This window comes from Xylanibacter ruminicola (assembly GCF_900142525.1).
GTDB lineage: Bacteria > Bacteroidota > Bacteroidia > Bacteroidales > Bacteroidaceae > Prevotella > Prevotella ruminicola_A.
Map to the genome: position 1 here is coordinate 58,448 of NZ_FRBD01000021.1, position 24,282 is coordinate 82,729.

The 24,282-nt window shown below is 45.4% G+C and carries 20 protein-coding genes and 1 riboswitch; of the genes, 17 read left to right on the plus strand and 3 right to left on the minus strand.

Features of this window, described 5'->3' with window-relative positions:
• Positions 1-28 precede the first annotated feature (28 nt).
• Positions 29-2,794 carry a DNA polymerase I gene (gene polA, locus BUB86_RS13570; protein WP_073210434.1) on the plus strand — a complete coding sequence of 922 codons (2,766 nt, stop codon included), beginning with the start codon at positions 29-31 and terminating at the stop codon, positions 2,792-2,794.
• Here polA and BUB86_RS13575 read toward each other — a convergent pair whose 3' ends face one another.
• Complete coding sequence (locus tag BUB86_RS13575) at positions 2,795-4,456, minus strand: nucleoside kinase (RefSeq protein WP_073210435.1); 1,662 nt, start codon at positions 4,454-4,456, stop codon at positions 2,795-2,797.
• A gap of 123 nt (positions 4,457-4,579) precedes the next feature.
• Between BUB86_RS13575 and BUB86_RS13580 the strand changes: the two genes are divergently transcribed.
• From BUB86_RS13580 to BUB86_RS13605, 7 genes are all read left to right on the plus strand, one after another.
• Positions 4,580-6,316, plus strand: coding sequence for a Na/Pi cotransporter family protein (locus tag BUB86_RS13580; RefSeq protein WP_073210437.1), 1,737 nt, complete (start codon positions 4,580-4,582; stop codon positions 6,314-6,316).
• Between the two features lie 141 nt (positions 6,317-6,457).
• Positions 6,458-6,553, plus strand: a riboswitch (TPP riboswitch).
• A gap of 50 nt (positions 6,554-6,603) precedes the next feature.
• Positions 6,604-8,967: a TonB-dependent receptor gene (locus tag BUB86_RS13585; protein WP_073210439.1), complete on the plus strand. Its 2,364-nt coding sequence runs from the start codon at positions 6,604-6,606 to the stop codon at positions 8,965-8,967.
• Positions 8,968-8,970: 3 nt separating this feature from the next.
• Positions 8,971-9,555 carry a nicotinamide riboside transporter PnuC gene (gene pnuC, locus BUB86_RS13590; protein ID WP_073210441.1) on the plus strand — a complete coding sequence of 195 codons (585 nt, stop codon included), beginning with the start codon at positions 8,971-8,973 and terminating at the stop codon, positions 9,553-9,555.
• A gap of 77 nt (positions 9,556-9,632) precedes the next feature.
• Positions 9,633-11,441 (plus strand): AMP-dependent synthetase/ligase, encoded by a 1,809-nt coding sequence (locus tag BUB86_RS13595; protein ID WP_073210499.1) that lies wholly within the window; start codon positions 9,633-9,635, stop codon positions 11,439-11,441.
• A 3-nt stretch (positions 11,442-11,444) separates the two neighbouring features.
• A complete protein-coding gene (gene prfB, locus BUB86_RS13600) occupies positions 11,445-12,569 on the plus strand; it encodes a peptide chain release factor 2 (RefSeq protein ID WP_073210443.1) in 1,125 nt (374 codons plus the stop codon).
• 35 nt (positions 12,570-12,604) lie between these two features.
• Positions 12,605-12,763 carry a hypothetical protein gene (locus tag BUB86_RS17720; RefSeq protein ID WP_175549509.1) on the plus strand — a complete coding sequence of 53 codons (159 nt, stop codon included), beginning with the start codon at positions 12,605-12,607 and terminating at the stop codon, positions 12,761-12,763.
• Entirely contained in the window at positions 12,763-13,278 is a 516-nt protein-coding gene (locus BUB86_RS13605; RefSeq protein WP_073210445.1) for a CYTH domain-containing protein, read from the plus strand. The genes BUB86_RS17720 and BUB86_RS13605 overlap by 1 nt, the downstream gene beginning before the upstream one ends.
• Here the strand turns inward: BUB86_RS13605 and BUB86_RS13610 are convergent.
• A complete protein-coding gene (locus BUB86_RS13610) occupies positions 13,223-13,618 on the minus strand; it encodes a VanZ family protein (RefSeq protein WP_073210447.1) in 396 nt (131 codons plus the stop codon). The genes BUB86_RS13605 and BUB86_RS13610 overlap by 56 nt on opposite strands.
• A 73-nt stretch (positions 13,619-13,691) precedes the next feature.
• Here BUB86_RS13610 and BUB86_RS13615 point away from each other — a divergent pair, with 73 nt between their 5' ends.
• The 9 genes from BUB86_RS13615 to lgt all read left to right on the plus strand — a co-directional run bounded on the left by BUB86_RS13615 (position 13,692) and on the right by lgt (position 23,310).
• On the plus strand, positions 13,692-15,056 hold the full coding sequence (locus BUB86_RS13615) for a sodium-dependent transporter (RefSeq protein WP_073210449.1): 1,365 nt from the start codon (positions 13,692-13,694) through the stop codon (positions 15,054-15,056).
• Complete coding sequence (locus BUB86_RS13620; protein ID WP_073210451.1) at positions 15,057-16,409, plus strand: sodium-dependent transporter; 1,353 nt, start codon at positions 15,057-15,059, stop codon at positions 16,407-16,409.
• Positions 16,406-17,290: a helix-hairpin-helix domain-containing protein gene (locus BUB86_RS13625; RefSeq protein ID WP_073210452.1), complete on the plus strand. Its 885-nt coding sequence runs from the start codon at positions 16,406-16,408 to the stop codon at positions 17,288-17,290. Before BUB86_RS13620 ends, BUB86_RS13625 begins: the two co-directional genes overlap by 4 nt.
• Before the next feature lie 82 nt (positions 17,291-17,372).
• On the plus strand, positions 17,373-17,558 hold the full coding sequence (locus BUB86_RS13630) for a twin-arginine translocase TatA/TatE family subunit (RefSeq protein WP_073210454.1): 186 nt from the start codon (positions 17,373-17,375) through the stop codon (positions 17,556-17,558).
• Complete coding sequence (gene tatC, locus BUB86_RS13635) at positions 17,551-18,297, plus strand: twin-arginine translocase subunit TatC (protein ID WP_073210456.1); 747 nt, start codon at positions 17,551-17,553, stop codon at positions 18,295-18,297. Before BUB86_RS13630 ends, tatC begins: the two co-directional genes overlap by 8 nt.
• Positions 18,298-18,324: 27 nt before the next feature.
• Entirely contained in the window at positions 18,325-19,797 is a 1,473-nt protein-coding gene (locus tag BUB86_RS13640) for a 4Fe-4S binding protein (protein ID WP_073210458.1), read from the plus strand.
• A gap of 29 nt (positions 19,798-19,826) precedes the next feature.
• Entirely contained in the window at positions 19,827-21,236 is a 1,410-nt protein-coding gene (locus tag BUB86_RS13645) for an aldo/keto reductase (RefSeq protein ID WP_073210460.1), read from the plus strand.
• A gap of 137 nt (positions 21,237-21,373) precedes the next feature.
• Positions 21,374-22,474, plus strand: coding sequence for a redox-regulated ATPase YchF (gene ychF, locus BUB86_RS13650; RefSeq protein ID WP_073210461.1), 1,101 nt, complete (start codon positions 21,374-21,376; stop codon positions 22,472-22,474).
• Entirely contained in the window at positions 22,471-23,310 is an 840-nt protein-coding gene (gene lgt, locus BUB86_RS13655) for a prolipoprotein diacylglyceryl transferase (RefSeq protein ID WP_073210463.1), read from the plus strand. The genes ychF and lgt overlap by 4 nt, the downstream gene beginning before the upstream one ends.
• 6 nt (positions 23,311-23,316) lie before the next feature.
• Here lgt and BUB86_RS13660 read toward each other — a convergent pair whose 3' ends face one another.
• Positions 23,317-24,264, minus strand: coding sequence for an LD-carboxypeptidase (locus BUB86_RS13660; protein WP_073210465.1), 948 nt, complete (start codon positions 24,262-24,264; stop codon positions 23,317-23,319).
• Between the last annotated feature and the right edge of the window lie 18 nt (positions 24,265-24,282).

The window sequence follows — 24,282 nt, forward strand, 5'->3', positions numbered from 1 at the left end:
TACTTTTGAGCCGAAAATTAAGAAAGTTATGCAGAAATTGTTTCTTTTAGACGCTTATGCGCTCATTTATCGCAGCTATTATGCGTTCATCAAGAACCCACGAATCAACTCGAAAGGACTGAACACGAGTGCTATCATGGGCTTCCTGAATACTCTGAACGAGGTGCTTACAAAAGAGAAGCCAACACATATCGGAGTGGCTTTCGATCCACACGGACCAACCTTCCGTAGCGAGGCTTTTCCTGAATACAAAGCCCAGCGCGAAGAGACGCCAGAGGATATCCGCAAGGCAGTTCCCATCATCAAGGATCTACTGAAAGCCTACCGTATACCCATCTTACAGGCAGACGGTTACGAGGCCGATGACGTGATAGGAACATTGGCAGAAAAAGCCGGTTCCATCGGAGTTGAGACCTATATGTTAACACCAGATAAGGACTACGGACAGTTGGTTCGCGATAACGTTTTCATCTACCGTCCACGTCATGGAGGCGGTTATGAAACGATGGGCCCCAAGGAGGTTTGTGAGAAATATGATATCCCCTCCCCTATGGCCGTCATCGATCTGCTGGCATTGATGGGCGACTCGGCCGATAACTTCCCAGGCTGTCCAGGTGTTGGTGAAAAAACTGCCGTGAAACTGATTAATGAGTTTGGAAGCATCGAACAGCTGATTGAGCGTTCGAGCGAGATCAAAGGTAAGCTTCGCGAAAAAGTTGAAGAGCATGTCGACGATATCAAGATGAGTTACTTCCTTGCAACCATCAAAACCGATGTGCCTATCGAGCTCGATATGGAAAGTTTGAAACTCGTTGAGCCCAACGAGGACGAACTTGGCAAATTACTGCTCGAACTCGAGATGAAGAGCTTTGCCGACCGTGTTCTTAAGAAAAGTCAAAAACCGCAAAAAGTTGTAAATCAGCAACTCGATCTCTTTGCAGAATTCACGCCCAACGGGCAGGATTTATTCGAAAATTCGAGTTTTGAGACGCTAAAAACAACACCTCATGACTACAAACTCGTTGAAAATCAGGAGGATTTGAAGAAAATTTGTGACTATTTCTTGACAAACAAAATTCTCAGTCTAGACACAGAAACCACTTCAACGAGTGCCATCGATGCAGAATTGGTAGGTTTGAGCTTTGCCGTGAAAGAATTCGAGGCGTTTTATGTGCCCATTCCAGCCAATCGTGAAGAAGCGTTGCAAATTGTTAATATCTTTAAACCCGTCTACGAAAGCGAGGAAATACTCAAAGTGGGTCAAAACTTGAAGTACGACCTTGAGGTTCTTCGAAACTACGGCATCGAGTTGAAAGGAAAAATGTGGGACACCATGATTGCCCACTATCTCATCCAACCCGAACTTCATCACAACATGGATTACATGGCTGAGATTTATCTCAACTACCAGACCATTCATATTGATGAACTGATCGGGCCAAAAGGTAAGAACCAGAAATCAATGCGCTCTCTCCCACCCTCTCAGGTTTACGAGTATGCAGCCGAAGATGCCGACATCACGCTTCGACTGAAAAACAAACTCGAACCAGAGCTGAAGAAGGCCGAGTGCGAAGACCTATTCTACAATATAGAGATGCCATTGATGCCTGTTCTGGCTGAGATGGAGATGAATGGTGTTTGCCTGGATACAGAATCGCTTGCCGAGACGTCAAAACAATTCAACAACCGCATGAACGAGATTGAGGCTCGTATCTACGAGTTGGCAGGCGAACGATTCAACATCGCATCGCCCAAACAGGTTGGTGAGATACTCTTCGACAAACTCAAGATAGTAGAGAAAGCCAAGAAGACCAAGACGGGCCAATACGTTACATCCGAAGAGGTGCTGCAGCAACTGCGCAACAAGCATGAGATAGTAGCTGACATATTGGAACACAGAGGTTTAAAAAAGCTAATAGGCACCTATATCGATGCCCTACCCAAGTTAATAAATCCAAAGACTGGTCATATCCACACCTCGTTTAATCAAACGATTACTGCTACAGGGCGCCTATCCTCGAGTGATCCTAACCTGCAGAACATCCCTATCCGTGGCGAAGACGGAAAGGAAATCCGCAAGGCATTTATTCCAGAGCCAGGATGTCTGTTCTTTTCAGCAGACTATTCGCAGATAGAACTCAGAGTGATGGCCCATCTGTCGCAAGACGAACAGATGATTCGTGTGTTCAGCGAAGGCAAGGATCTGCATGCTGCCACAGCAGCCAACATCTACAAAAAACCTATTGAAGAGGTAACGCGCGACGAACGCACCAAGTCGAAGCGAGCCAACTTTGGTATCATTTACGGCATCACCGTATTTGGCCTTGCAGAGCGATTGGATATCCCTCGCGATGAAGCTAAAATGCTGATAGATGGCTACTTTGAGACCTTCCCACAGGTTCGTGATTATATGGAAAAATCTAAAGAGGTGGCCAGAGAGAAGGGCTACGTCACTACCCTATTCGGCCGCCGCCGCTATCTGCCAGACATCAATTCGCACAATGCTACCGTTCGTGGCTTTGCTGAGCGAAATGCCATCAACGCCCCGATTCAGGGCACTGCTGCTGACATCATCAAGGTAGCTATGATTCGCATCTTTAACCGCTTTAAGGCAGAAGGCATCAAGAGCAAGATGATACTGCAGGTACACGACGAATTAAACTTCTCTGTCTACCCAGACGAGAAGGAAAAAGTAGAGGGCATCGTGCTCGAAGAGATGCAGAATGCCCTGAACTTAAGTGTGCCACTAGTTGCTGATTCCGGATTCGGACAGAACTGGCTCGAGGCCCACTAATTAGTACTTAAATGATGACCCGCCAAGGAACTCGCGAAGCAGCGATGTAGGCGGAATCTGAGTCTCAGGAATGGGACGGATATATCGAAGGAATTTCAGCAGGCGATAAGCCTCTGCATATTCCTTCGAGTTTTCTGGTACCTGCTCCAAAAGCGGCTCAGCCTGACTCTTAATCACAGCCAGCTCGAACAGCATGGCAGTATTAAACATCGCATCGGCATTCTCCTGGAATGGGAAAATCCACTTGTTCTCCCCCGCCCTAACGCTTGGCCAGCGACGGATGGTCTCCTGAGCATCAACACCACGATACTTATAATCGCGGATAATACGGCGCAGAAGTCGGTTATCTGTGGTTGGAACGTAGTTATGATTATCAAGCAGAATGGTAGTCAGGGCCGAAGCATAAACACGGTAAATCTGATCGTTGGGAATCTCAGAGGTAAGCTCTGGATTCAAGGCGTGAATACCCTCTACCACAAGCACCTCGTTGCCCTTAAGCTGCAACTTCTTACCACTCCATTCGCTGCATCCCTTCTGGAAATTATAGCGAGGCAGCTCTACCTCTTCGCCATTGAAAAGAGCCGTTAGCTGCTCGTTGAGCAGAGGCAGATTCAAGGCGTGCAGATGCTCAAAATCGTAGTCACCCTTCTCGTCGCGAGGCGTCTTATCGCGATCCAGGAAGTAGTCATCGAGCGAGATGTTAACAGGCTTGATACCATTAACAGCCAACTGCACGCTAAGACGCTTGCAGGTAGTAGTTTTTCCTGATGATGAAGGACCAGCAATCAGCACCAACTTAACGCCCTTACGCTGAGCTATCTCATCAGCAATCTTGGCTATCTTCTTCTCCTGAAGCGCCTCACTAATCTGTATCAGCGTAGACGAGTGTCCTTCCATTATCACCTCATTCAAATCACCAATGGTGCGTATGCCAAGAATATCCTGCCATTGATGGTGCTCCTTGAAGATGCCGAACATCTTATCCTGATGCGTCATCTCGCCAAGCTCTGTAGGATGTTCGCGCGAAGGAATACGAAGCAGTAACCCATCGTAATACTTCTCGACACCAAAGAGGTATATCTGCGATGTATTGGTGAGCAGAGAGCCGTAGTAGTAATCCACGTAACCATCTATGTCATAGTAAGTTGTAAAAAGACGGCCTGTACTCTTCAGTAGTTTGACCTTCGAACGATTATGCAAGCTATCGAATAGTTCTATGGCCTCTTTTGTCGTCGTCTCGTGTCGATGTATGGGGTAAGCAGCATCTATAATTTCCTGCATCTTACGACGTATGGCTCCAGCATCATCCAGAGTAACAGGGCGCCCAATATTCAGGTTTACATAGTAACCATTACTAACAGGAATATCGATAGCCACTTTGCAACGCTCGAAAAGATCGTGAACAGCCTTGCAGAGTACAAAGAAAAGGCTACGAGTATAAGCACGCGAACCACTAGATGAAGTGATATCGAGAAACTCCACCTCCTTCTGCTTATACACACGATAGTGCATACCTTCTACCTTATTATTGACATGGGCCGAGAGAGGGCCGAAATGCATGGTATATCCACTCTTCTCATACACCTCCTCGAGGTTTGAACCAATAGGAACTTCTACCGTTGTATCGTTATTTAATACATGTACTTTCACTAATTTTTCCATAAGCAATATTTATTGTTTAGCTAAATTTCTTTGCAAAGATAACATTTTTCTGAAATCTTAACTTATTATTCTGAGTTTTTTTATAACTTTGTAGCCGAATTACTAAATATAGATACGATTTTTATGTCAATCTGGATTATTTTTAAACTTCTGGGATCGCTTGCTCTGTTGATGTTCGGTATGAAGTCGATGAGTGAAGCTTTGCAGAAGATGGCGGGTCCACAATTGCGACACGTTCTTGGTGCTATGACCACCAATCGTTTTACTGGTATGCTTACAGGTATGCTTGTTACAGCCTCCGTTCAGTCATCAACAGCCACCACTGTGATGACTGTCTCGTTTGTTAATGCAGGCTTGCTTACCTTGGCACAAGCCATTTCAGTTATCATGGGTGCCAACATCGGAACCACACTTACCGCATGGATCATGTCGGCAGGTATGTCGTTCGACATCACCAGCGCCGTCTATCCGGCATTCTTCCTGGGTATCATTCTGATATACCTGAAGAAGTACCGATATATTGGCGATTTCCTGTTTGGACTCTCGTTCCTGCTCCTTGGTTTGGGAACACTCAGAATGACTGGCACAGAAATGCATCTGGGTGAGAATCAGGCCCTACTCGACTTCTTCGCCTCGTTCGATCCCGACTCATTCCTCACCACGCTGATATTCCTGTTCCTTGGAGGCATTATGACCTTCTGCGTTCAGTCGTCAGCAGCCGTTATGGCCATCACCATGATTCTCTGCTCAAGCGGAGCACTACCTATATATCAAGGTATAGCACTGGTTATGGGTGAGAACATAGGAACCACCGTTACCTCTAACCTCGCTGCCCTATCGGCCAACACTCAGGCCCGCAGAGCTGCACTTGCACACATGTTCTTCAATGTGTTCGGAGTTGTGTGGATCCTGTTTGTTTTCCGTCCTTTCGTAGATGCTGTTTGCGGCATGGTGGGCTATGATGTAGAGATGGTAAAGGGCTCTGTATCAACCAGCGTGTTCCTTGCCAACGCAGCCAAGCTTAGCTTTGTGCTGGCAGCATTCCACACCTGCTTCAACGTGGTTAACACCTTCATACTCATATGGTTCATCCCACAGATAGAGCGATTTGTATGTTGGGTTATCAAGCCAAAGAAGGTGGACGAGGAAGAGGACTTCCGTCTGCATTTCATCACCTCTGGTATCATGAAAACCCCAGAGCTTTCGGTACTCGAGGCACAGAAGGAGATTCAGCACTTCTCAGAGCGCATGCAGCGCATGTTCGGAATGGTGCGCGAGTTACTGAATCTATCGTCGAGCGAGTCGAACAAGAAAGACAACAAAGCTGGCGATTTCAACAAGCTTTACAGTCGTATTGAGAAGTACGAAGGCATCAGCGACAACATGGAGCTCGAGATAGCCAAATACCTCGATTCTGTGAGCGATGCACACCTTTCTGACGATACTAAGGCCAAGATACGTGCCATGTTGCGTGAGATTTCAGAGCTTGAGAGTATTGGCGATGCTTGCTTCAATATGGCTCGCACCATATCGCGCAAGTACAACACCAAAGCCGATCACTTTGTTGAGAAGCAATACGAGCATATCCACCAGATGATGGAACTTACTGATCAGTCGCTTACCCAGATGAACAAGCTGATGATTGGTCGTAAGGAGTCGTTCGATGTAAACCGTACTTTCAACATCGAGCACGAAATCAACAACTATCGCAACCAGTTGAAGGCCCAGAATATCAATGATATCAACAACCACGAGTACACCTACGGCGTTGGTACCATCTATATGGACCTTATTAACGAGTGTGAGAAGCTGGGCGACTACGTAGTAAACGTTGTAGAGGCCCGCATGGGATTGAGATAACTCCCCCACTCTACGCTATATTTATTCCCAGGCTGGGAATAAAATGTTCCCAACGTGGGAATGTTTTGTTCCCAACCTGGGAATAAATCATTTTCAATATAAAAGTTTGGCTATTTCGATAATATTGCTTACCTTTGCAGCCGAATTATCAAGGGGTGTCCACGAGTGTGGGCTGAGATGATACCCTCTAACCTGATCTGGATTATGCCAGCGTAGGGATGGATAGCAGGCTTTATCAATAAAAACATTCCCCTTTACTTATATAATAATTAAAGGTTATCTTAGAAATGAAAAGATTTGTTTTAGGAACCGCTGCATTGGCGTGTGCAGTTAGTATGAACGCACAGCGAAAAGCAGCACTCTACGATTCTACACAGGTAGAAGCGCTACAGGAAATTGTGGTTAAAGGCGTACGAGCACAGAAGAATGCGCCATTTGCAGTAGCCAACATCAAGAAACAAGAACTGAATGCATTTTCAAAAACTGGTAAGGAGTTGCCATTCCTCTTCTCGCAGACTCCAGGCGTGGTAGCTTGGAGCGAAAACGGACTTGGAACAGGTACCACCTATATGCGTATTCGCGGTGCTGGCGATTCACGTATCAACGTAACCCTCGATGGTGTGCCCCTTAACTCGCCAGAAGACCAATGCGTGTTCTGGGCCAATATGAACTCGTATGGTTCGCTGCTGGGCTCAGTACAGATTCAGCGTGGTGTTGGAACATCTACTAATGGCGATGGCGCTTTTGGTGGCACAGTAGCCCTTTCATCAGCCATACCAAGCTTGAAGGCTGGGGGAGAGATATCTGCATCTTACGGCTCATTCAACACATTTAATATAGGAGGAAAGTTCTCAACAGGTTTACTGTGGAAACATCTGATTTTTGATGGTGCTTATCATGAGACAAATACTGATGGATTTATCCACGGAACCAGTGGCCGCAGTGGCTCTTACTATGGTGGGCTGACCTGGATTGACCGTAACTTCCAGATTCACTACAAGAACATCGGAAACTTTGAAAAAACCGGTCAGGCTTGGAACGGTGTTACTGCAGGTGACAACGACATGAGCCTAATGGATGGCACCTATGGCATCAACACAGGCATTAAGACCTACGAAGACATGTGGAACGTTGGTCTGGGCAAGTTTAACTCGCTCTATGAGTATCTTACTTACGATGCCAATGGAAACTTTGCTAAAGATGCTAATGGCAATTACGTAACTGCTCGCTATCAGATGGACGACGGAAGCTATTGGGACAAGACAACAGATAACTTCTGGCAGAACCACAACATCCTCTCAGCGGTTTACGATATTAACGAGCATTGGAGCACCTCAGCATCGCTGCACTACACTTATGGTTATGGCTACTATAGTGAGTTCCGCCCCAACAATAAGTTGAAGAAATTCGGACTTAGTTACAATGGCGTAAAAAAGACCGACTTTGTGCGCCAAAAAGGTCTCTCGCAGAACACCTACGGTTTCATCTGGAACGCCAATTATAAAGATGAGCTTTGGGACGTTATCGGAGGTTTTTCACTTCAGGAGTTTGATGGCAACCACTTTGGATATCTTACTTACATCGCAAATGAAGATGTTCGTAAGAGATACATGAGTTATAGAAATTACAAATACTACGACTCTGATGCCACCAAGTTTGATGGTAACGCCTTCATCAAGGCTGCTTACCATATTAACGAGCAGTGGGATGTGTTTGGCGACCTGCAATACCGCTATGTTCAGTACGAGACATGCGGAAAGAACGATAAGTTCTACGAGGAAACAAGTGGTTACTACAATCAGAAACTCAACATCGACGAGAAATACCGTTTCCTGAATCCAAAAGCAGGTTTCTCTTGGACTCTGGGTGGTCATCGTGCTTACGGTTCAGTAGCACTCAGCCATCGTGAGCCAGAGCGTAATAACTTTACTGATAATGGTTCTTATCCTTTCCCCAAAGCAGAGAAGTTGATAGACTATGAGTTGGGATATACCTTTAATAGCGACATCTTCCGTTTTGGTATCAACGGATATTATATGGATTACACAGATCAGTTTGTACAGACTGGACTCTTGAGCGATATTGGCGAGAAACTAACTACAAACGTAAAAGACAGTTATCGCATGGGTATCGAACTTCAGGCAGCCGTTGATCCTTTCTCTTGGCTCACTTTCGAGGGAAATGCAGCTCTGAGCAAGAATAAGATTAAGGACTTTGACGAGGTAGTGGAAGATTGGGATAATGGTTCAACAACCATTCATTACGACAACTCAACCTTGGCCTTCAGTCCATCAACCATTCTGAATGGTTTTGTAAACCTGCACTACAAGGGTATTCAGGCCATCTGGCACACCAACTTTGTATCTCGCCAGTATCTCGACAACACAGAGAATCAAGATCGCTCTTTGCCTAGCTACTGCGTTTCTAACGCTTCAGTCAGCTATACCCTCAAGCCCAAGAAGGCCATCAAGGAGGCAATCTTCGGTCTGAACTTCAACAACATCTTTAACAAGCACTATGCTGCCAACGGATGGGTTTATTCTGCAATTTACGCCAGCGGTGGCCATGATAACGACAATCGCTACTATCAGATTGGTTTCATCCCAATGGCTGGCTTCACCATGATGGGTAACTTAACACTCAGATTCTAGGAAATGACAGAATTTATCATAGCACACTGGTTAGATATCACCACCACGATACTCGGACTACTTTACATCTGGTTCGAGTATCGTGCCAGTGCATGGCTTTGGGCCGTAGGCTTCCTGATGCAGGCACTCGGCATTGTGCTATATTACCAGAAAGGACTCTATGCCGATTGCGGTATGGAGTTCTATTACCTTTCAATGACCATCTATGGTTATTGGAAGTGGGTGAGGGGAGCAGCCAACAAGAAAGCCTTACCCATCACAAGATTCCCACGCAAACTTATCATCCCCTGGTGCGCTATTATCCTATCCGTATGGGGAGTTATTTATTGGCTATTAGTAACATTCACTAATAGCAATGTGCCGCTTATCGACAGCTTTACCACAGCACTTAGTATCGTAGGCATCTGGGCTCTGGCTCATAAGTATCTGGAACAGTGGTTCATATGGATTATTGTTGACGTTGTGACATGCGGACTTTACTTCTACAAAGACATTCCATTTAAGGGCGGACTTTACGCTTTATACGTCGTTATAGCCGTTTTTGGCTATAGAAAATGGAAACAGATGATAGATAATCGCGCTATTTGAGCGGTTTTTCGCCATTTAATTTGGCTATCTGCGGTATTTTACGTACTTTTGCAGCGAATTTATAAATTCAAATGCTTATGCAGACGAACAGTCATTTATCGCGATTAATTCATGACCAGGCCAAGAAGTACGGTAATCGAGAGGCGTTGATCTACAAGGACTTCGGAGGGTCTGAATGGAAATCATATTCGTGGAATCAGTTCTCGGATATGGTCAAGAAAGTATCTAATGCCTTATTAAATCTGGGTGTAAAGGTACAGGAGAATCTGGGTATATTCGCTCAGAACTCTGTTCAGTACCTGTTCTGCGACTTTGGTGCATGGGGAGTTCGTGCAGTAACCATCCCATTCTATGCCACAAGCTCAGAACAGCAGATCCAGTTTATGATTAGCGATGCAAAAATACGTTATCTCTTTGTAGGCGAACAGGATCAATACGACAAGGCACGTCGGATTTTCTCAACATGCCCTACACTCGAGCGTATCATCGTTTTCGACAAGAATGTACATATTTCATCGCTCGACCTCAGCTCGATGTATTTCGACGATTTCTTGAAGTTGGGTGACAATTATCCACGTCAGACAGAAGTTGAGTCGCTTCAGGCTCAGGCTTCTATGGACGATATTGCCAACATCCTGTACACCAGCGGTACTACTGGCGATTCAAAGGGTGTAATACTTACCTGCGGACAGTATCATGCCGCAATGGTAGCCAATGATAAGTGTGTACCAGTAGGCGAGAACGACAGAGTGCTTAACTTCCTGCCATTCACCCATATCTTTGAGAAGGGTTGGAAGATTCTATGCTTGACTGAGGGTGCCAAACTGATTGTGAACACATATCCCATGGAGGTTCAGCAGTCAATGCGCGAGACTCATCCTACCTGTATGAGCTCAGTTCCACGTTTCTGGGAGAAGGTGTATATGGGAGTTATGGAGCAGATAGAGAAAGCCAGCGCACCCAAGCGCAAGTTCTTTATGCATGCTCTCAAGGTAGGCAAGAAGCATAACATCGACTATCTGTCGAAGGGCAAGCGTCCACCATTGCCTCTGCATCTGGAGTACGAGTTGCTGAACAAGACTGTATTCTCTTTGGTTCGCAAAGAGCTTGGATTGGAGAATGCCCACTTCTTCCCAACAGCTGGTGCTACCGTTAATCCTAAGGTCGAGGAGTTTGTACACTCTATAGGTCTCAATATGATTGTGGGCTATGGCCTTACTGAGAGCCTTGCCACAGTTAGCTGTAACCATCTTGGTAAGCCTTATACCGTTGGTGGAGTAGGTATCCCCATCGAGGGTATCGACATCAAGATCAGCGAAGAGGGTGAGGTATTGCTGAAAGGCCCAACTATCACTAAGGGTTATTATAATCGTGAGGACCTTACAAAAGCTGCATTTACTGACGATGGTTATTTCAAGACTGGCGACTCAGGCTATCTGAAAGGCGGTGAGCTGTTCTTGAAGGAGCGTATCAAGGACTTGTTCAAGACATCCAACGGTAAGTATATCGCTCCACAGATGATTGAATCAAAACTGCTGGTTGACAAGTATATCGACCAGATTGCCATCATAGCCGATCAGCGTAAGTTTGTGTCAGCACTTATCATCCCTGTTTATTCTCTGCTTGAGGAGTATGCTCGCGAAAATAAGATTCCATTCGAAAACAGAGAGCAGCTTTGCAAGAATCCACAGATTAACCAGATGATGAAGGAGCGCATCGACACGCTGCAGCAGCAACTGGCTCATTATGAGCAGATTAAGCGATTCACTCTGCTTCCTCACCATTTCACAATGGAGAAGGGAGAACTTACAAATACATTAAAAATAAAGCGTCGCGTACTGAACGAGAACTACAAGAAAGAAATAGACGCGATGTACGCAGAATAAGATATGATTACTCAGGATCAACTGAAAGATGTTTTAGAAAGAGCGGATGCACTTCACCGCTACTTGGAGATTGACAAGAAGAAGATAGAATACGAGGAAGAAGATCTTCGTACGCAGGCTCCTGACTTCTGGGAGGACCGTAAGCGTGCCGAAGAGCAGATGAAAAAGGTGAAGGGCATTAAGAAGTGGCTTGATGGCTATAAGGAGGTTCGTACTCTGGCCGACGAGCTACAACTGGCATTCGACTTCTTTAAAGACGAGATGGTAACTGAGGAGGAGGTTGACGAGACCTATGCCAAAGCCATCAAGGCTATCGAAGACCTTGAGTTGAAGAATATGCTTCGCCAGAAGGAAGACCCCATGGAGGCCGTTCTGAAGATTAACTCTGGTGCTGGTGGTACTGAGGCACAGGATTGGGCTTCTATGCTGATGCGAATGTATATGCGCTGGGCCGAGGCTCATGGCTACAAGGTAACCATCTCAAACATCCTTGAAGGCGATGATGCTGGTATTAAGAGTGTCACTATGCAGCTTGAGGGTGGCGACTATGCTTACGGCTATCTGAAGAGCGAGAACGGTGTTCACCGCCTGGTTCGCGTATCACCTTTCAACGCCCAAGGTAAGCGTATGACGTCTTTTGCTTCTGTCTTCGTATCGCCATTGGTTGATGATACCATCGAGGTATATGTCGACCCAGCCAAGCTCTCTTGGGATACTTTCCGAAGCAGTGGTGCTGGTGGTCAGAACGTAAACAAGGTTGAGTCTGGCGTACGTCTGCGCTATTGGTATACTGATCCAGATACTGGCGAGGAGGAAGAAATCCTCATCGAGAATACGGAGACTCGCGACCAGCCAAAAAATAAGGAGCGTGCTATAACGCTGCTTAAGTCACAACTCTACGATCGCGCCATGAAAAAGCGCTTAGAGGCTCAGGCTAAGATTGAGGCTGGTAAGAAGAAGATAGAGTGGGGTAGTCAGATTCGAAGCTATGTTTTCGACGATCGTCGTGTAAAAGACCATCGTACCAACTATCAGACCACAGACGTTGATGGCGTGATGGATGGAAAGATTGACGACTTTATCAAGGCTTATCTGATGGAGTTCCCAGTTAACGACGAAGAACAATAAACAATAAACGAATAACAAATAAAATCATTAAAACTATGGCTCAAATTGCAAAATCATCTAAGTCTACTCAGAAGAAGGAGGCTTTTCAGAAGAAACAGGAAGAAGGAGGAAAGAAAGTGCTGGAGTATATCTTTGGTGCATTGATTATTCTGGCAGTACTCTTTGTAGTTTATTCTATCTTTGTAGTTTCTTAATGAGTGGACTTGAGATAGAACGTAAGTTCCTAGTCCGAAACAACGACTATAAACGACTTGCCACTAGCAGTAGTCGTATATGTCAAGGTTATATCTGCAGCAATCGCGGACGTACCGTTAGGGTACGTATCCGTGATGGCCGCGGATATCTTACAATTAAAGGCCCCTCGGATATAGGAGGCCTTGCACGCTATGAATTTGAGAAAGAGATTTCGCTTGACGAAGCCCAACACCTGATGGATATCTGCGAGCCAGGAAAGATAGACAAGACACGCTATCTGGTTCCTTGTGGCAAACACACCTTTGAGGTCGATGAGTTCTATGGCGAGAACGAAGGACTGATTATGGCTGAGGTTGAACTTGTATCAGAAAATGAGCCCTTTGAAAAACCAGACTTTATTGGCGAAGAAGTAACAGGCGATAGAAGATACTACAATTCGTGTCTACTGAAGAATCCTTTTACTTCTTGGAACGGAAACACCAAATCAACAACCCAAGAACAGCAGCAAGGGTAACTCCTGTAGCATTGGCTGCCAGATCAAGCCAATCACCACTACGTTGCCCCCAAGTACAATATTCCTGAATCAACTCTATGACTCCACTCATAAAGATTGGAGCCAGCCAGGCCCAAAAGAACAGTTTCTCGTAATCAGCCTGTCTATGTTTGCAGGTGTATTCTATCCATAACACAAGGAATGTACATCCGTACATCAATATATGTACCCACTTATCAACAAACTCTACATCATCCAAAGGTGTTTCAGGAAAGTAGGGAATCAGCGAAAGTATCCATATCAGCGTGATACAGATCATCGAGAATGGATATTTTCTTATGAAATGATACAAAAAACTCATATTTGCTTGCAATTTTGGTGCAAAATTAAGAAATAATTTATACTTTTGCAACCAAATTTAAAGAAATGTTGATATGACAAAACTTGAAAGGGCAAGTTTCGGTAGTAAATTAGGCGTTATTCTAGCCACAGCAGGTTCCGCCGTAGGCTTAGGCAATATATGGCGTTTCCCTTATATGACGGGACAGAACGGTGGAGCTATTTTCATCGTTATCTATATATTCTGTGTCTTGTTGCTTGGTATTCCATGTATGATTAGTGAGTTTATCATTGGTCGACATGGTCAGGCTAACACAGCTCGAGCTTTCCGCATTATGTCTGGCGATACCATTTGGTCGCTGATTGGCTACATGGGAGTGCTTACAGGATTCTTGATTTCTGGCTATTATGCCGTGGTATCCGGATGGTGTCTGGAATATTTATGGGCGTCTGTATCTGGCAAACTCCTTGGCAATCCAGAATACATCAAAGACTATTTCGCCACCTTCTCGCAAGATCCTGTCAAGCCTGTTTTCTGGACACTCATCATCCTACTGGCCACATACCTTATTATTGAGAATGGCGTACGCAATGGCATTGAGAAAGCATCAAAACTCATGATGCCCATCTTGTTTATTCTTTTGCTTATTATCGTTGTTGCATCATGTATGCTGCCAAATGCTCATAAAGGCATCGAGTTCTTGTTTAAGCCAGACCTGTCGAAGTTGAATGGCGATGTGTTTCTGGCTGCACTTGGACAATCATTCTACTCTTTGAGTATCGCTATGGGATGCATCTGTACCTATGCCAGCTATTTCTCAAAGCAAACCAACCTCACATCGTCTGCTTTAAATATCAGCGTTATCGACTTTATGGTAGCGCTTCTGGCAGGCCTTATCATCTTCCCTGCAGCCTTCTCTGTGGGCGTTAATCCTGATAGTGGTCCATCGCTGATATTCATCACATTACCCAATGTATTCCATCAGGCTTTTGGTAGTATAGCCAGCCTGGGTTACGCTATATCTCTTCTCTTTTATGCATTGCTCTCTATGGCTGCTCTTACATCGCTGATGTCACTGCATGAGGTAAGTACTGCATTCCTTGAGGAAGAATTAGGAACCACTCGTAAACGTGCAGCAGTTATGGTAACCATAGGTTGTATGACAATAGGTATTGTATGCTCGCTGTCGCTTGGAGCTTGGAATGGTTTCCATTTGTTTGGTATGAACATCTTCGATCTGTTCGACTTTGTTACTGGCCAGTTGTTCCTGCCAATAGTGGGATTCCTGACCTGTATCTTTATCGGATGGTTTGTGCCACATAAGATTGTTCGCGATGAGTTTACCAATATGGGCACATTACGAAACGGCCGATTGTTTCACTTTTACATTTTCCTTGTAAAGTACGTGTGTCCTATCTGTATCCTGTTTATTTTCCTTCACCAATTCGGACTAATCTAAATGGAAAAAAGAGGTACATTTGGAAGTAAACTGGCCATCGTGCTGACAACAGCAGGTTCTGCTGTAGGACTAGGAAACATCTGGCGCTTTCCATTTATGACTGGTCAGAATGGAGGAGCCGCCTTTATTCTGATTTATCTTGGTTGCGTATTCCTGTTGGGCATACCAGGCATGATCAGCGAGTTTATTGTTGGTCGACATTCACAATCTAATGCAGCCCGAGCATATGGCAACTTAGGATATAAAAATGGCAGACTGATAGGATATCTTGGTATACTAACCTCGACTATCATCTTAGGATTCTATGCTGTAGTAGCAGGCTGGTGCTTGCAGTATCTCTATGCATCGATAGCAGGACATCTGAATGGCGACACCACTTATATCGTAGAATACTTCAAGAGTTTCTCCAGCGATCCTATTCGCCCTTGTCTATGGGGCGTAGGCTTTGTTGTTATCACCCATTTTGTGGTGGCTCAAGGTGTAGAGAAAGGTATTGAACGAGCTTCTAAGCTGTTGATGCCGCTACTAATGATTATTCTGATTATCCTGGTTATTGCTTCTTGCCTGCTGCCTGGGGCAGGGAAGGGTATTGACTTCTTGCTGAAGCCCGATTTCTCAAAGGTTAGTGGTAGCGTATTCCTTGAGGCGCTTGGACAAGCCTTCTTCTCATTAAGCCTTGGCACAGCATGCCTCTGTACCTATGCATCGTACTTCAAGAAAGAAACCAACTTATTAAAATCAGCCACACAGATTGCCTTATTAGACTCTGGTATTGCCATCATGGCAGGATTGATGATATTCCCTGCAGCATTCTCTGTGGGCGTACAGCCAGATAGCGGCCCATCGCTCATCTTTATCACATTGCCAAATGTATTCCGTCAGGCTTTTGAGAGCATGCCTATAGTAGGATTTATCATCTCCATATTGTTCTATGCCTTGTTGGTGTTTGCAGCACTTACATCAACCATCTCTATGCACGAGATTGGTACAGCATTCTTCCACGAGGAACTACATTGGGCTCGTAGCAAAGCGGCATGGATTCTTACCATTGTCTGTGCCACTATCACCATCTTCTGCTCGTTATCAGTAGGCGCTTATAGCAACCTGCAGTTGTTTGGTATGCCACTCATGGACTTCTGCGACTTCTTGACAGCACAGATTATGCTACCTGCTGGGGCATTCTTTACCAGCATCCTACTTGGATGGTTTGTTGAGCAACGATTACTTATCAATGAATTTACAAATAATGGTGCGCTTAAAGCTACTTTTTTTAAGGCTTATCTGTTCTCTGTCAAGTTCATTGTACCTCTCTGTATCCTTTTAATATTCCTGCATCAGTTTAATTTAATATGATTCGCGAATTCTTCTATCTTCAAAAGTCCGACCGCAAAGTTATACTCACCTTACTAGTTGTAATAGTATCTGTGTTCACAATGATATTCCTGACAGGAAGAGATAGCACTGAGACCACCACGCAACAAAAAGATAGCATCAAATCGCGAACCAGCAAAAGCTATAATTACTCAAGCTACACGCCTAAGAAAGTAGAACGCTTTACTTTCGACCCAAATACAGCTGATAGCACCCAACTGCTGCGTCTAGGTCTACAACCCTGGCAAGTCAGGAACATCTACAAATACAGGGCTGCAGGAGGGATCTATCGCAAGCCTCTGGATTTTGCAAAGCTCTATGGACTCACAGTCAAGCAATATCGCGAACTGGAGCCATATATCCGTATATCCAGCGATTATCTGCCAGCATCAACATTAGTTAAGGAGAAAGAAGGTTATTCTCGAAAAGAGAACAAAGACTCAACCACTTATCAGCACCCCGTCAAGATAAAGGCAACAGACCATATTGTACTTAATACTGCTGATACTACATCGCTAGTTACCATCCCTGGCATTGGTCCTTACTATGCTCGTAAAATCGTTCAATATGGAAATAGGTTAGGGGGATATGTAAGTGTAAACCAACTCGATGAGATAGATGACTTTCCTACAGAAGCGAAGAAATATTTAGTGATATCAAATCCTTCACCCAAGAAGCTAAACGTGAACAAACTCACGCTAAACGAACTCAAGCGTCATCCCTATATCAACTTCTATCAGGCCAAGGCTATTACTGACTATCGCAGAGTGCATGGAGACATCCATTCGCTTAACGATCTTCGCCTGATAAAAGACTTCTCGCCAGAGGTCATCAAGCGCCTCACGCCTTATGTTGCGTACTGATTTGTTAATAAATCATAGCGAATGATTGCTGATTCACATAAAAGTTGTATATTTGCACAAATAAACTAAAAAACAAGAATACATGTTTGGATTAGGATTCCAGGAAATACTGGTTATAGCACTGATTATTCTGCTGCTCTTTGGTGGTAAGAAGATTCCTGAACTGATGAAGGGGCTTGGCAAAGGCGTCAAGAGTTTCAAGGACGGAATGAACGAGGTTACAGACCTGAAAGAAGAGGTAAAAAAGGACGAGAAGAAAGATGAGTGATACGCCCAACCTTACGTTTTGGGATCATCTCGACGAACTCCGTTCTGTCATCATCCGCATCATCGTCATTTCAGTTCTGGCAGCGTTAGTGGCTTTCTTCCTGAAGGACGAGTTGTTTGCCATTGTACTTGCGCCTCGCAGTAGCGATTTCATCTCTTTCCGTCTAATGGGCGTAGAGCCATTCTCTATCCATCTGATGAATACCGGACTAACGGAACAGTTCATGATCCACATGAAGACAGCCCTCTATGCGGGCATAGTCGTGATATCGCCTTATATCATTTACCAACTCTTCCGTTTTGTCTCACCAGCGCTCTATGACAACGAAAGAAAATACGCCACAGCATTGGTATCGAGTGGTTATCTGATGTTCATGTTGGGCACGCTACTCAACTACTTTTTGATTTTCCCACTTACAGTCAAGTTCTTAGGAACCTATCAGGTAAGCCAAGATGTAGCCAACATGCTCACCCTCCAGTCGTATATGGATACACTCATCATGATGAGTCTGGTCATGGGCATTGTGTTCGAACTGCCAGTCATCTGTTGGCTACTTGGTAAAATGGGACTTATCAATGCAGGTATGATGCTTACTTGGCGCAAGCACGCTTTGGTAGCGATACTCATAATCTCTGCCATCATCACCCCCACGACTGATGCCTTTACACTCTTTGTGGTGGCTCTTCCCATCTGGTTGCTCTACGAGTTTAGCATCCTGATAGTACGAATAACTAAATAGAACAAATACTTATATAATAATTGGCTTATGCTTCGCAAAATTAGAACTATTCTTGCAGCGGTGTTCTTTGTATTGATTACCCTGCTATTCCTAGACTTTACTGGGACGCTTCACCATTGGCTATCATGGATGGCGAAGATTCAGTTCCTACCAGCTGTTATGGCTCTTAATCTGGTAGTAGTCATAGCACTCGTGTTGTTAACACTCATCTTTGGCCGTATCTACTGCTCCGTTATCTGTCCACTTGGCGTTTTCCAGGATATTTTGGCCAGATTGCGCAGAAAGAAGAATAAGTACTCCTATTCTAAAGAGGTACGCTGGCTGCGATACCCCATGCTGGTTGTATTCATCATAGCTGGTGTTGCAGGCATTGGTTCGCTGTTTCAATTGCTGGCTCCTTACAGCAGCTACGGACGCATAGCCACCATGCTGTTCCAACCTCTGTGGAAGATGGGGAACAACCTACTTGCCGTATTAGCTGAGCGTGCTGATAGCTATGCATTCTATACTGTTGATACATGGATGCGCTCATTGCCAGTATTCATCATAGCAGCCATCACGTTAGTGGTTCTGGTGATATTAGCTTGGCGAGGTGGTCGTACCTATTGTAACACCATCTGTCCAGTAGGAACCATCCTGAGTTTCTTTGCTCGTTTTTCTTGGTTTAAAATCCATTTCGATACTGACAAGTGCAAGAACTGCTCGCTTTGTTCTAAGAACTGTAAGGCTGCCTGTATCGATTTCAAGACCCATACCGTCGATTATAGTCGTTGTGTAGTTTGTGGTAATTGCATTGATAGCTGTAAGTTTGGTGCTTTGCACTATTCTAGACCATCTAGAAATACTAGTTCTTCTAGCTCTAGCCCTATAGATACTTCTAAGCGCTCATTCCTCTTGGCATCAGCCTTGGTATCTACAGCAGCTTTAGCTCAAAAGAAAGAGAAGCTGATGGATGGCGGCTTGGCGGAACTTGAGGATAAGGTTGCCCCTGAGCGCCAGACGCCTTTAACCCCTCCTGGTTCGCTGTCGTTCCAGAACCTTTCTACTCGTTGTACAGGCTGTCAGCTCTGTGTATCAGAGTGCCCCAATCAGGTGCTTCGCCCAAGTAGCGATTTGATGCACCTTATGCAGCCCACCATGTCTTACGAACATGGCTATTGTCGCCCAGAGTGTAACAGATGCTCTCAGGTTTGTCCTGCTGGTGCTATCAAACCCGTTGATAAGGATGAGAAGACCTCTATCCAGATAGGTCATGCCGTATGGATTAAGAAGAACTGTGTACCTATTACTGATGGGGTAGAGTGTGGCAACTGTGCCCGCCATTGTCCTTCTGGCGCTATCGAGATGGTTCCACTCGATGAGAGCAATGAGGAATCACCCATGGTTCCTGCTATCAACGAGGCTGCTTGTATTGGCTGTGGCGCTTGCGAATATGTTTGTCCGTCTCGCCCATTCTCAGCCATCTATGTTGAGGGTCACGAAGTACACCGCAAGATTTGACGATTTGACAATTTACAATTTGACGATTTATGAAGAAGAATATATCACGCCGTTCGTTCCTGAAGCTCTTTGGAGCAGGATCAGTAGCTACTGCAGCCACCCTTGCAGGATGTAAGGATGCCAACAAAGCCGGTAGTCAGGCAAAAGAAGAATATAAGAACCAGGTTGAGCCTCCCGTAGGCCAGATGACCTATCGCGTTAATCCCAAAACCAAGGACAAGGTTTCTATTCTTGGCTATGGCATGATGCGCCTACCAACTAAGGTAGATAACAGCGATGAGTTCGATCAGGACATGATCAACAAGCAGATTGACTATGCTTTGGAACATGGATTGAACTATATCGACACATCACCTGTTTACTGTCAAGGCAAGTCAGAGCGTTGCACTGGTATCGCCCTAAGCCGCCACAAGCGTAGCGAGTACTTTGTTGCCACTAAACTCTCTAATTTCAACCACGACTACTGGACTTTCGAGAAGTCGAAGGAGATGTACCAGAACTCTATGAAGGAGCTACAGGTAAGCTATATCGATTACTACCTGCTGCACGCTGTTGGTGGCAGCATGGAAGAGTTTAATGGTCGTTATGTTGATAATGGCATCATGGACTATCTGCTTAAGGAGCGTGAGGCTGGTCGTATTCGTAACCTTGGTTTTTCATTCCATGGCAAACAGGAAGTGTTCGATGAGGTGTTGGCCTTGGACGAAAAATACCATTGGGACTTTGTGCAGATAGAGCTTAACTATCTCGACTGGGATTACGCCAACGAGATTAGCAAGAGCAATGTAGATGCCAGCTATCTGTATGCTGAACTACAGAAGAAAGGCATTCCTGCTGTGATTATGGAGCCACTGTTGGGCGGTCGATTAGCAAATCTACCTCAGTATCTGATGACGGAGTTGAAGAGTCACGACCCAGAGCGCTCTGTTGCTTCGTGGGCCTTCCGCTATGCTGGAACACCCGAGGGCGTGCTTACAGTACTCTCTGGCATGACTTATATGGAGCACCTGAAGGATAATCTGCTCTCATATTGTCCGCTCAAGCCATTGACAGAAGAGGAGATGCGCTACCTCGACAAGGAGATAGCCCAGAAGATTGTGGGCCTCGAAAACATCCCTTGCAACGATTGTAAGTACTGCATGCCTTGTCCTTATGGCGTTGATATTCCTGCCATCTTCGTGCATTACAATAAGTGTAAGAACGAAGGTTCGCTGCCAATGGGTATTGGAGATTCAGATTATCGCAAGCATCGTCGCCAGTATCTCATCTCTTTGGATAGGGTAGTGGCACGTGATCGCCAACCTGATCATTGCATCCAGTGTGGCCAGTGCGAGCCCCATTGTCCGCAGAGCATACACATCCCTCGTGAGCTGGCTAAGATTGATGAGATGATTGAAAGTCTGAAGCGCTACCCCGATGGAGAGATGAAAAATGGGTAAAAATTTGGTTAATTGCCTAATTTACAGTACCTTTGAACACGTTCGAAGGTACTAACGTTCGAAAAAACTCAAATAAATTTGGTTTTTTCCTCACTTAATCGTACCTTTGCACCCGAAATAAACGTTTATAGAAGAAAATGGCATTAAAATGTGGTATTGTAGGACTGCCAAATGTGGGCAAGTCTACCTTGTTTAATTGTCTGTCGAGTGCAAAGGCTCAGGCAGCAAATTTCCCTTTTTGTACGATCGAACCCAATGTGGGTGTAATCACCGTACCAGATGAAAGACTAACCAAACTCGCAGAGCTGGTTCACCCAGGACGTATTGTTCCTGCTACCTGCGAGATTGTGGATATCGCCGGACTCGTAAAAGGCGCCTCAAAGGGTGAGGGTCTTGGCAATAAGTTCCTTGGAAACATCCGTGAAACTGATGCTATTATCCACGTTCTCCGTTGTTTCGAAGATGAGAATATCACCCACGTTGATGGTACTATCGACCCCATCCGCGATAAGGAGATTATTGATACAGAGCTTCAGCTGAAGGACCTTGAGACTATCGAGAGTCGCTTGGCCAAGACTGAAAAAGCTGCTGCAGCTGGAAATAAGGACGCTAAGGTAGAGGCAACTGTTCTGCACGCCTATAAAGAGGTGCTGGAGCAGGGTAAGAACGCCCGTATCGTAGAGTTCGAGAGCAAGGACGAGCAGGATTGTGCCAAGAATCTCTTCCTGCTCACCTCTAAGCCCGTGCTTTATGTATGTAACGTAGGCGAGACTGATGCTAAGAGTGGTAACGACTTCACTAAGAAGGTTGAGGAGCTGGCAAAGGAAGAGGGCGCTGAGACCATGGTTATTGCCGCTAAAACTGAGGAGGATATCGCTGAGCTCGAGAGCTACGAGGATAAGCAGATGTTCCTTGAGGAGCTTGGCTTGGAGGAGAGTGGTGTAAACCGCCTGATCAAGAAGGCTTACGCTCTGCTGAACCTCGAAACCTTTATCACCGCTGGCGAGATGGAGGTGAAGGCCTGGACTTATAAGAAGGGCTGGAAGGCTCCTCAGTGTGCTGGTGTTATCCATACCGACTTTGAAAAGGGCTTTATCCGTGCTGAGGTGATTAAGTACGACGACTATATCCAGTATGGCTCTGAGGCCGCTGTCCGCGAGGCTGGTAAGCTGGCTGTAGAAGGAAAAGAATACGTTGTTCAGGACGGCGACATCATGCATTTCCGCTTTAACGTATGATCGACTTACTGAATTATATTGTCTGGAATCCGGATTTAGAGGCATTCCACTTGGGTCCTATTGCAGTTCGTTGGTACGGACTGATGTGGATTATTGGACTTGCAACAGCCTACTTTGTGGTAAAGCGCCTCTATAAAGAGCAGAAGATTAAGGACGAGTATTTCGATCCTCTCTTCCTTTACTGCTTCTTTGGCATCCTGATTGGTGCCCGTTTGGGGCATTGCATCTTCTACGAGCCTGATTACTTCCTGACTTCAGGCAAAGGCTTGATAGAAATGATACTGCCCATCCGATTCCTGCCAGAAGGAGGATTTAAGCTCATTGGCTATGCAGGACTTGCCTCACATGGAGGTACGCTCGGCTTGATGATAGCTCTTTGGCTCTATGTTCGCAAGACCAAGCTCAGCATCTGGACGGTTCTCGATAATATCGCTATCGCCACAGGTACCACAGCTTGCTTTATCCGCTTGGGTAACCTGATGAATTCAGAGATTATTGGTAAGGTTACCGATGTGCCCTGGGCATTTATTTTCGAGCATGTCGACAAGGTGCCACGCCATCCTGGTCAGCTCTACGAGGCTATTGCCTATGCTATTCTGTTTGGTATTATGTGGTATCTCCACAAAAAGATGCCAGAGAAGATAGGTACAGGTTGGTACTTTGGCTTCTGCTTGGCCTATATCTTCACCTTCCGATTCTTCATCGAGTACACCAAGGAGATTCAGGAAGCCTTCGAGGCCACACTACCCTTGGACATGGGCCAGATACTCAGTATTCCCTTCATCATCATCGGAGTCTACTGCATGATAAGAGCAAAGAAATTAGAACAAGTATAGAATACTTTAGTAACGCAGCACAACGCCATCTTGAGTAACTTCCAAGGTGGCGTTTTTGCCTACTAATAGTGGGAAGTTCTTAAGGTGAGCATGCCCCACTGGGAAGTTGTAGCAAACGGGAATATGCCAATGCTGCAGATATTCGTTAAGCATGGCATACATATCGTCGAAACCATTCTCTGGGTGCTTGTATTTATTAAACTGACCCACGATGATAGCTCGGATGTGGCTCTGCAAGTCTCTTACCTCAATGTTATGCAACATACGATCTACCCTACTCATACCCTCGCCAGTATCCTCAATAAACAGGATGATGTCATCAAGCATCAGAGGGTCGAAATCAGAACCTGCCAGATCGTTGAATACCGACATGTTGCCGCCTACAACGATACCCTCAGCCTTACCACAGATGTTTAGCGGGTGGGGGGCTACATGATAGGTGGGCAAATCGCCTTGAAGCATGCGTCGCAAAGTTTGACTCACAGTATCGTTCCCTTCGTATGTCTTCAGTGCATAACACATCGAGCCATGAATGCCTTTGACTCCAGCTCTGGCTTGGGCGCAAAGCAGAGCCGTTATATCGCTAAAGCCAATCATCATCTTAGGATGTTGACGTAATGTATCGAGCGACAAACGAGCCAGCAGATGGGCTGCTCCGTCACCTCCACGCGAACACATGATGGCCTTGACTGATGGTTCGTGCAAGGCCCAAAGCAAATCGGATAGTCTTTCATCAATAGTGCCGGCAAAACCGTGATAATCAGCGAGTGCGTTTGGGGCTATTATGCAATGATAGCCCCACTTCTGGAGCGTACGGATGCCACCATTGATGGTTGTGGTATCAGTAGCGCTCGAGGGCGAGATGATAGCGATGGTATCGCCCTGATGCAAGAATTGAGCTGAAAGCGAAAGCATCCAGCAGAGCATCAGCGATATGAGGCAACACTTCTTCATCCTGGCGCCAAAGGTACG

Coding starts and splice junctions, on each gene's coding strand:
- polA (WP_073210434.1), top strand. CDS start 29: ATGCAGAAATTGTTTCTTTTAGACGCTTATGCGCTCATTTATCGCAGC.
- BUB86_RS13575 (WP_073210435.1), bottom strand. CDS start 4,456: ATGGAAAAATTAGTGAAAGTACATGTATTAAATAACGATACAACGGTA.
- BUB86_RS13580 (WP_073210437.1), top strand. CDS start 4,580: ATGTCAATCTGGATTATTTTTAAACTTCTGGGATCGCTTGCTCTGTTG.
- BUB86_RS13585 (WP_073210439.1), top strand. CDS start 6,604: ATGAAAAGATTTGTTTTAGGAACCGCTGCATTGGCGTGTGCAGTTAGT.
- pnuC (WP_073210441.1), top strand. CDS start 8,971: ATGACAGAATTTATCATAGCACACTGGTTAGATATCACCACCACGATA.
- BUB86_RS13595 (WP_073210499.1), top strand. CDS start 9,633: ATGCAGACGAACAGTCATTTATCGCGATTAATTCATGACCAGGCCAAG.
- prfB (WP_073210443.1), top strand. CDS start 11,445: ATGATTACTCAGGATCAACTGAAAGATGTTTTAGAAAGAGCGGATGCA.
- BUB86_RS17720 (WP_175549509.1), top strand. CDS start 12,605: ATGGCTCAAATTGCAAAATCATCTAAGTCTACTCAGAAGAAGGAGGCT.
- BUB86_RS13605 (WP_073210445.1), top strand. CDS start 12,763: ATGAGTGGACTTGAGATAGAACGTAAGTTCCTAGTCCGAAACAACGAC.
- BUB86_RS13610 (WP_073210447.1), bottom strand. CDS start 13,618: ATGAGTTTTTTGTATCATTTCATAAGAAAATATCCATTCTCGATGATC.
- BUB86_RS13615 (WP_073210449.1), top strand. CDS start 13,692: ATGACAAAACTTGAAAGGGCAAGTTTCGGTAGTAAATTAGGCGTTATT.
- BUB86_RS13620 (WP_073210451.1), top strand. CDS start 15,057: ATGGAAAAAAGAGGTACATTTGGAAGTAAACTGGCCATCGTGCTGACA.
- BUB86_RS13625 (WP_073210452.1), top strand. CDS start 16,406: ATGATTCGCGAATTCTTCTATCTTCAAAAGTCCGACCGCAAAGTTATA.
- BUB86_RS13630 (WP_073210454.1), top strand. CDS start 17,373: ATGTTTGGATTAGGATTCCAGGAAATACTGGTTATAGCACTGATTATT.
- tatC (WP_073210456.1), top strand. CDS start 17,551: ATGAGTGATACGCCCAACCTTACGTTTTGGGATCATCTCGACGAACTC.
- BUB86_RS13640 (WP_073210458.1), top strand. CDS start 18,325: ATGCTTCGCAAAATTAGAACTATTCTTGCAGCGGTGTTCTTTGTATTG.
- BUB86_RS13645 (WP_073210460.1), top strand. CDS start 19,827: ATGAAGAAGAATATATCACGCCGTTCGTTCCTGAAGCTCTTTGGAGCA.
- ychF (WP_073210461.1), top strand. CDS start 21,374: ATGGCATTAAAATGTGGTATTGTAGGACTGCCAAATGTGGGCAAGTCT.
- lgt (WP_073210463.1), top strand. CDS start 22,471: ATGATCGACTTACTGAATTATATTGTCTGGAATCCGGATTTAGAGGCA.
- BUB86_RS13660 (WP_073210465.1), bottom strand. CDS start 24,264: ATGAAGAAGTGTTGCCTCATATCGCTGATGCTCTGCTGGATGCTTTCG.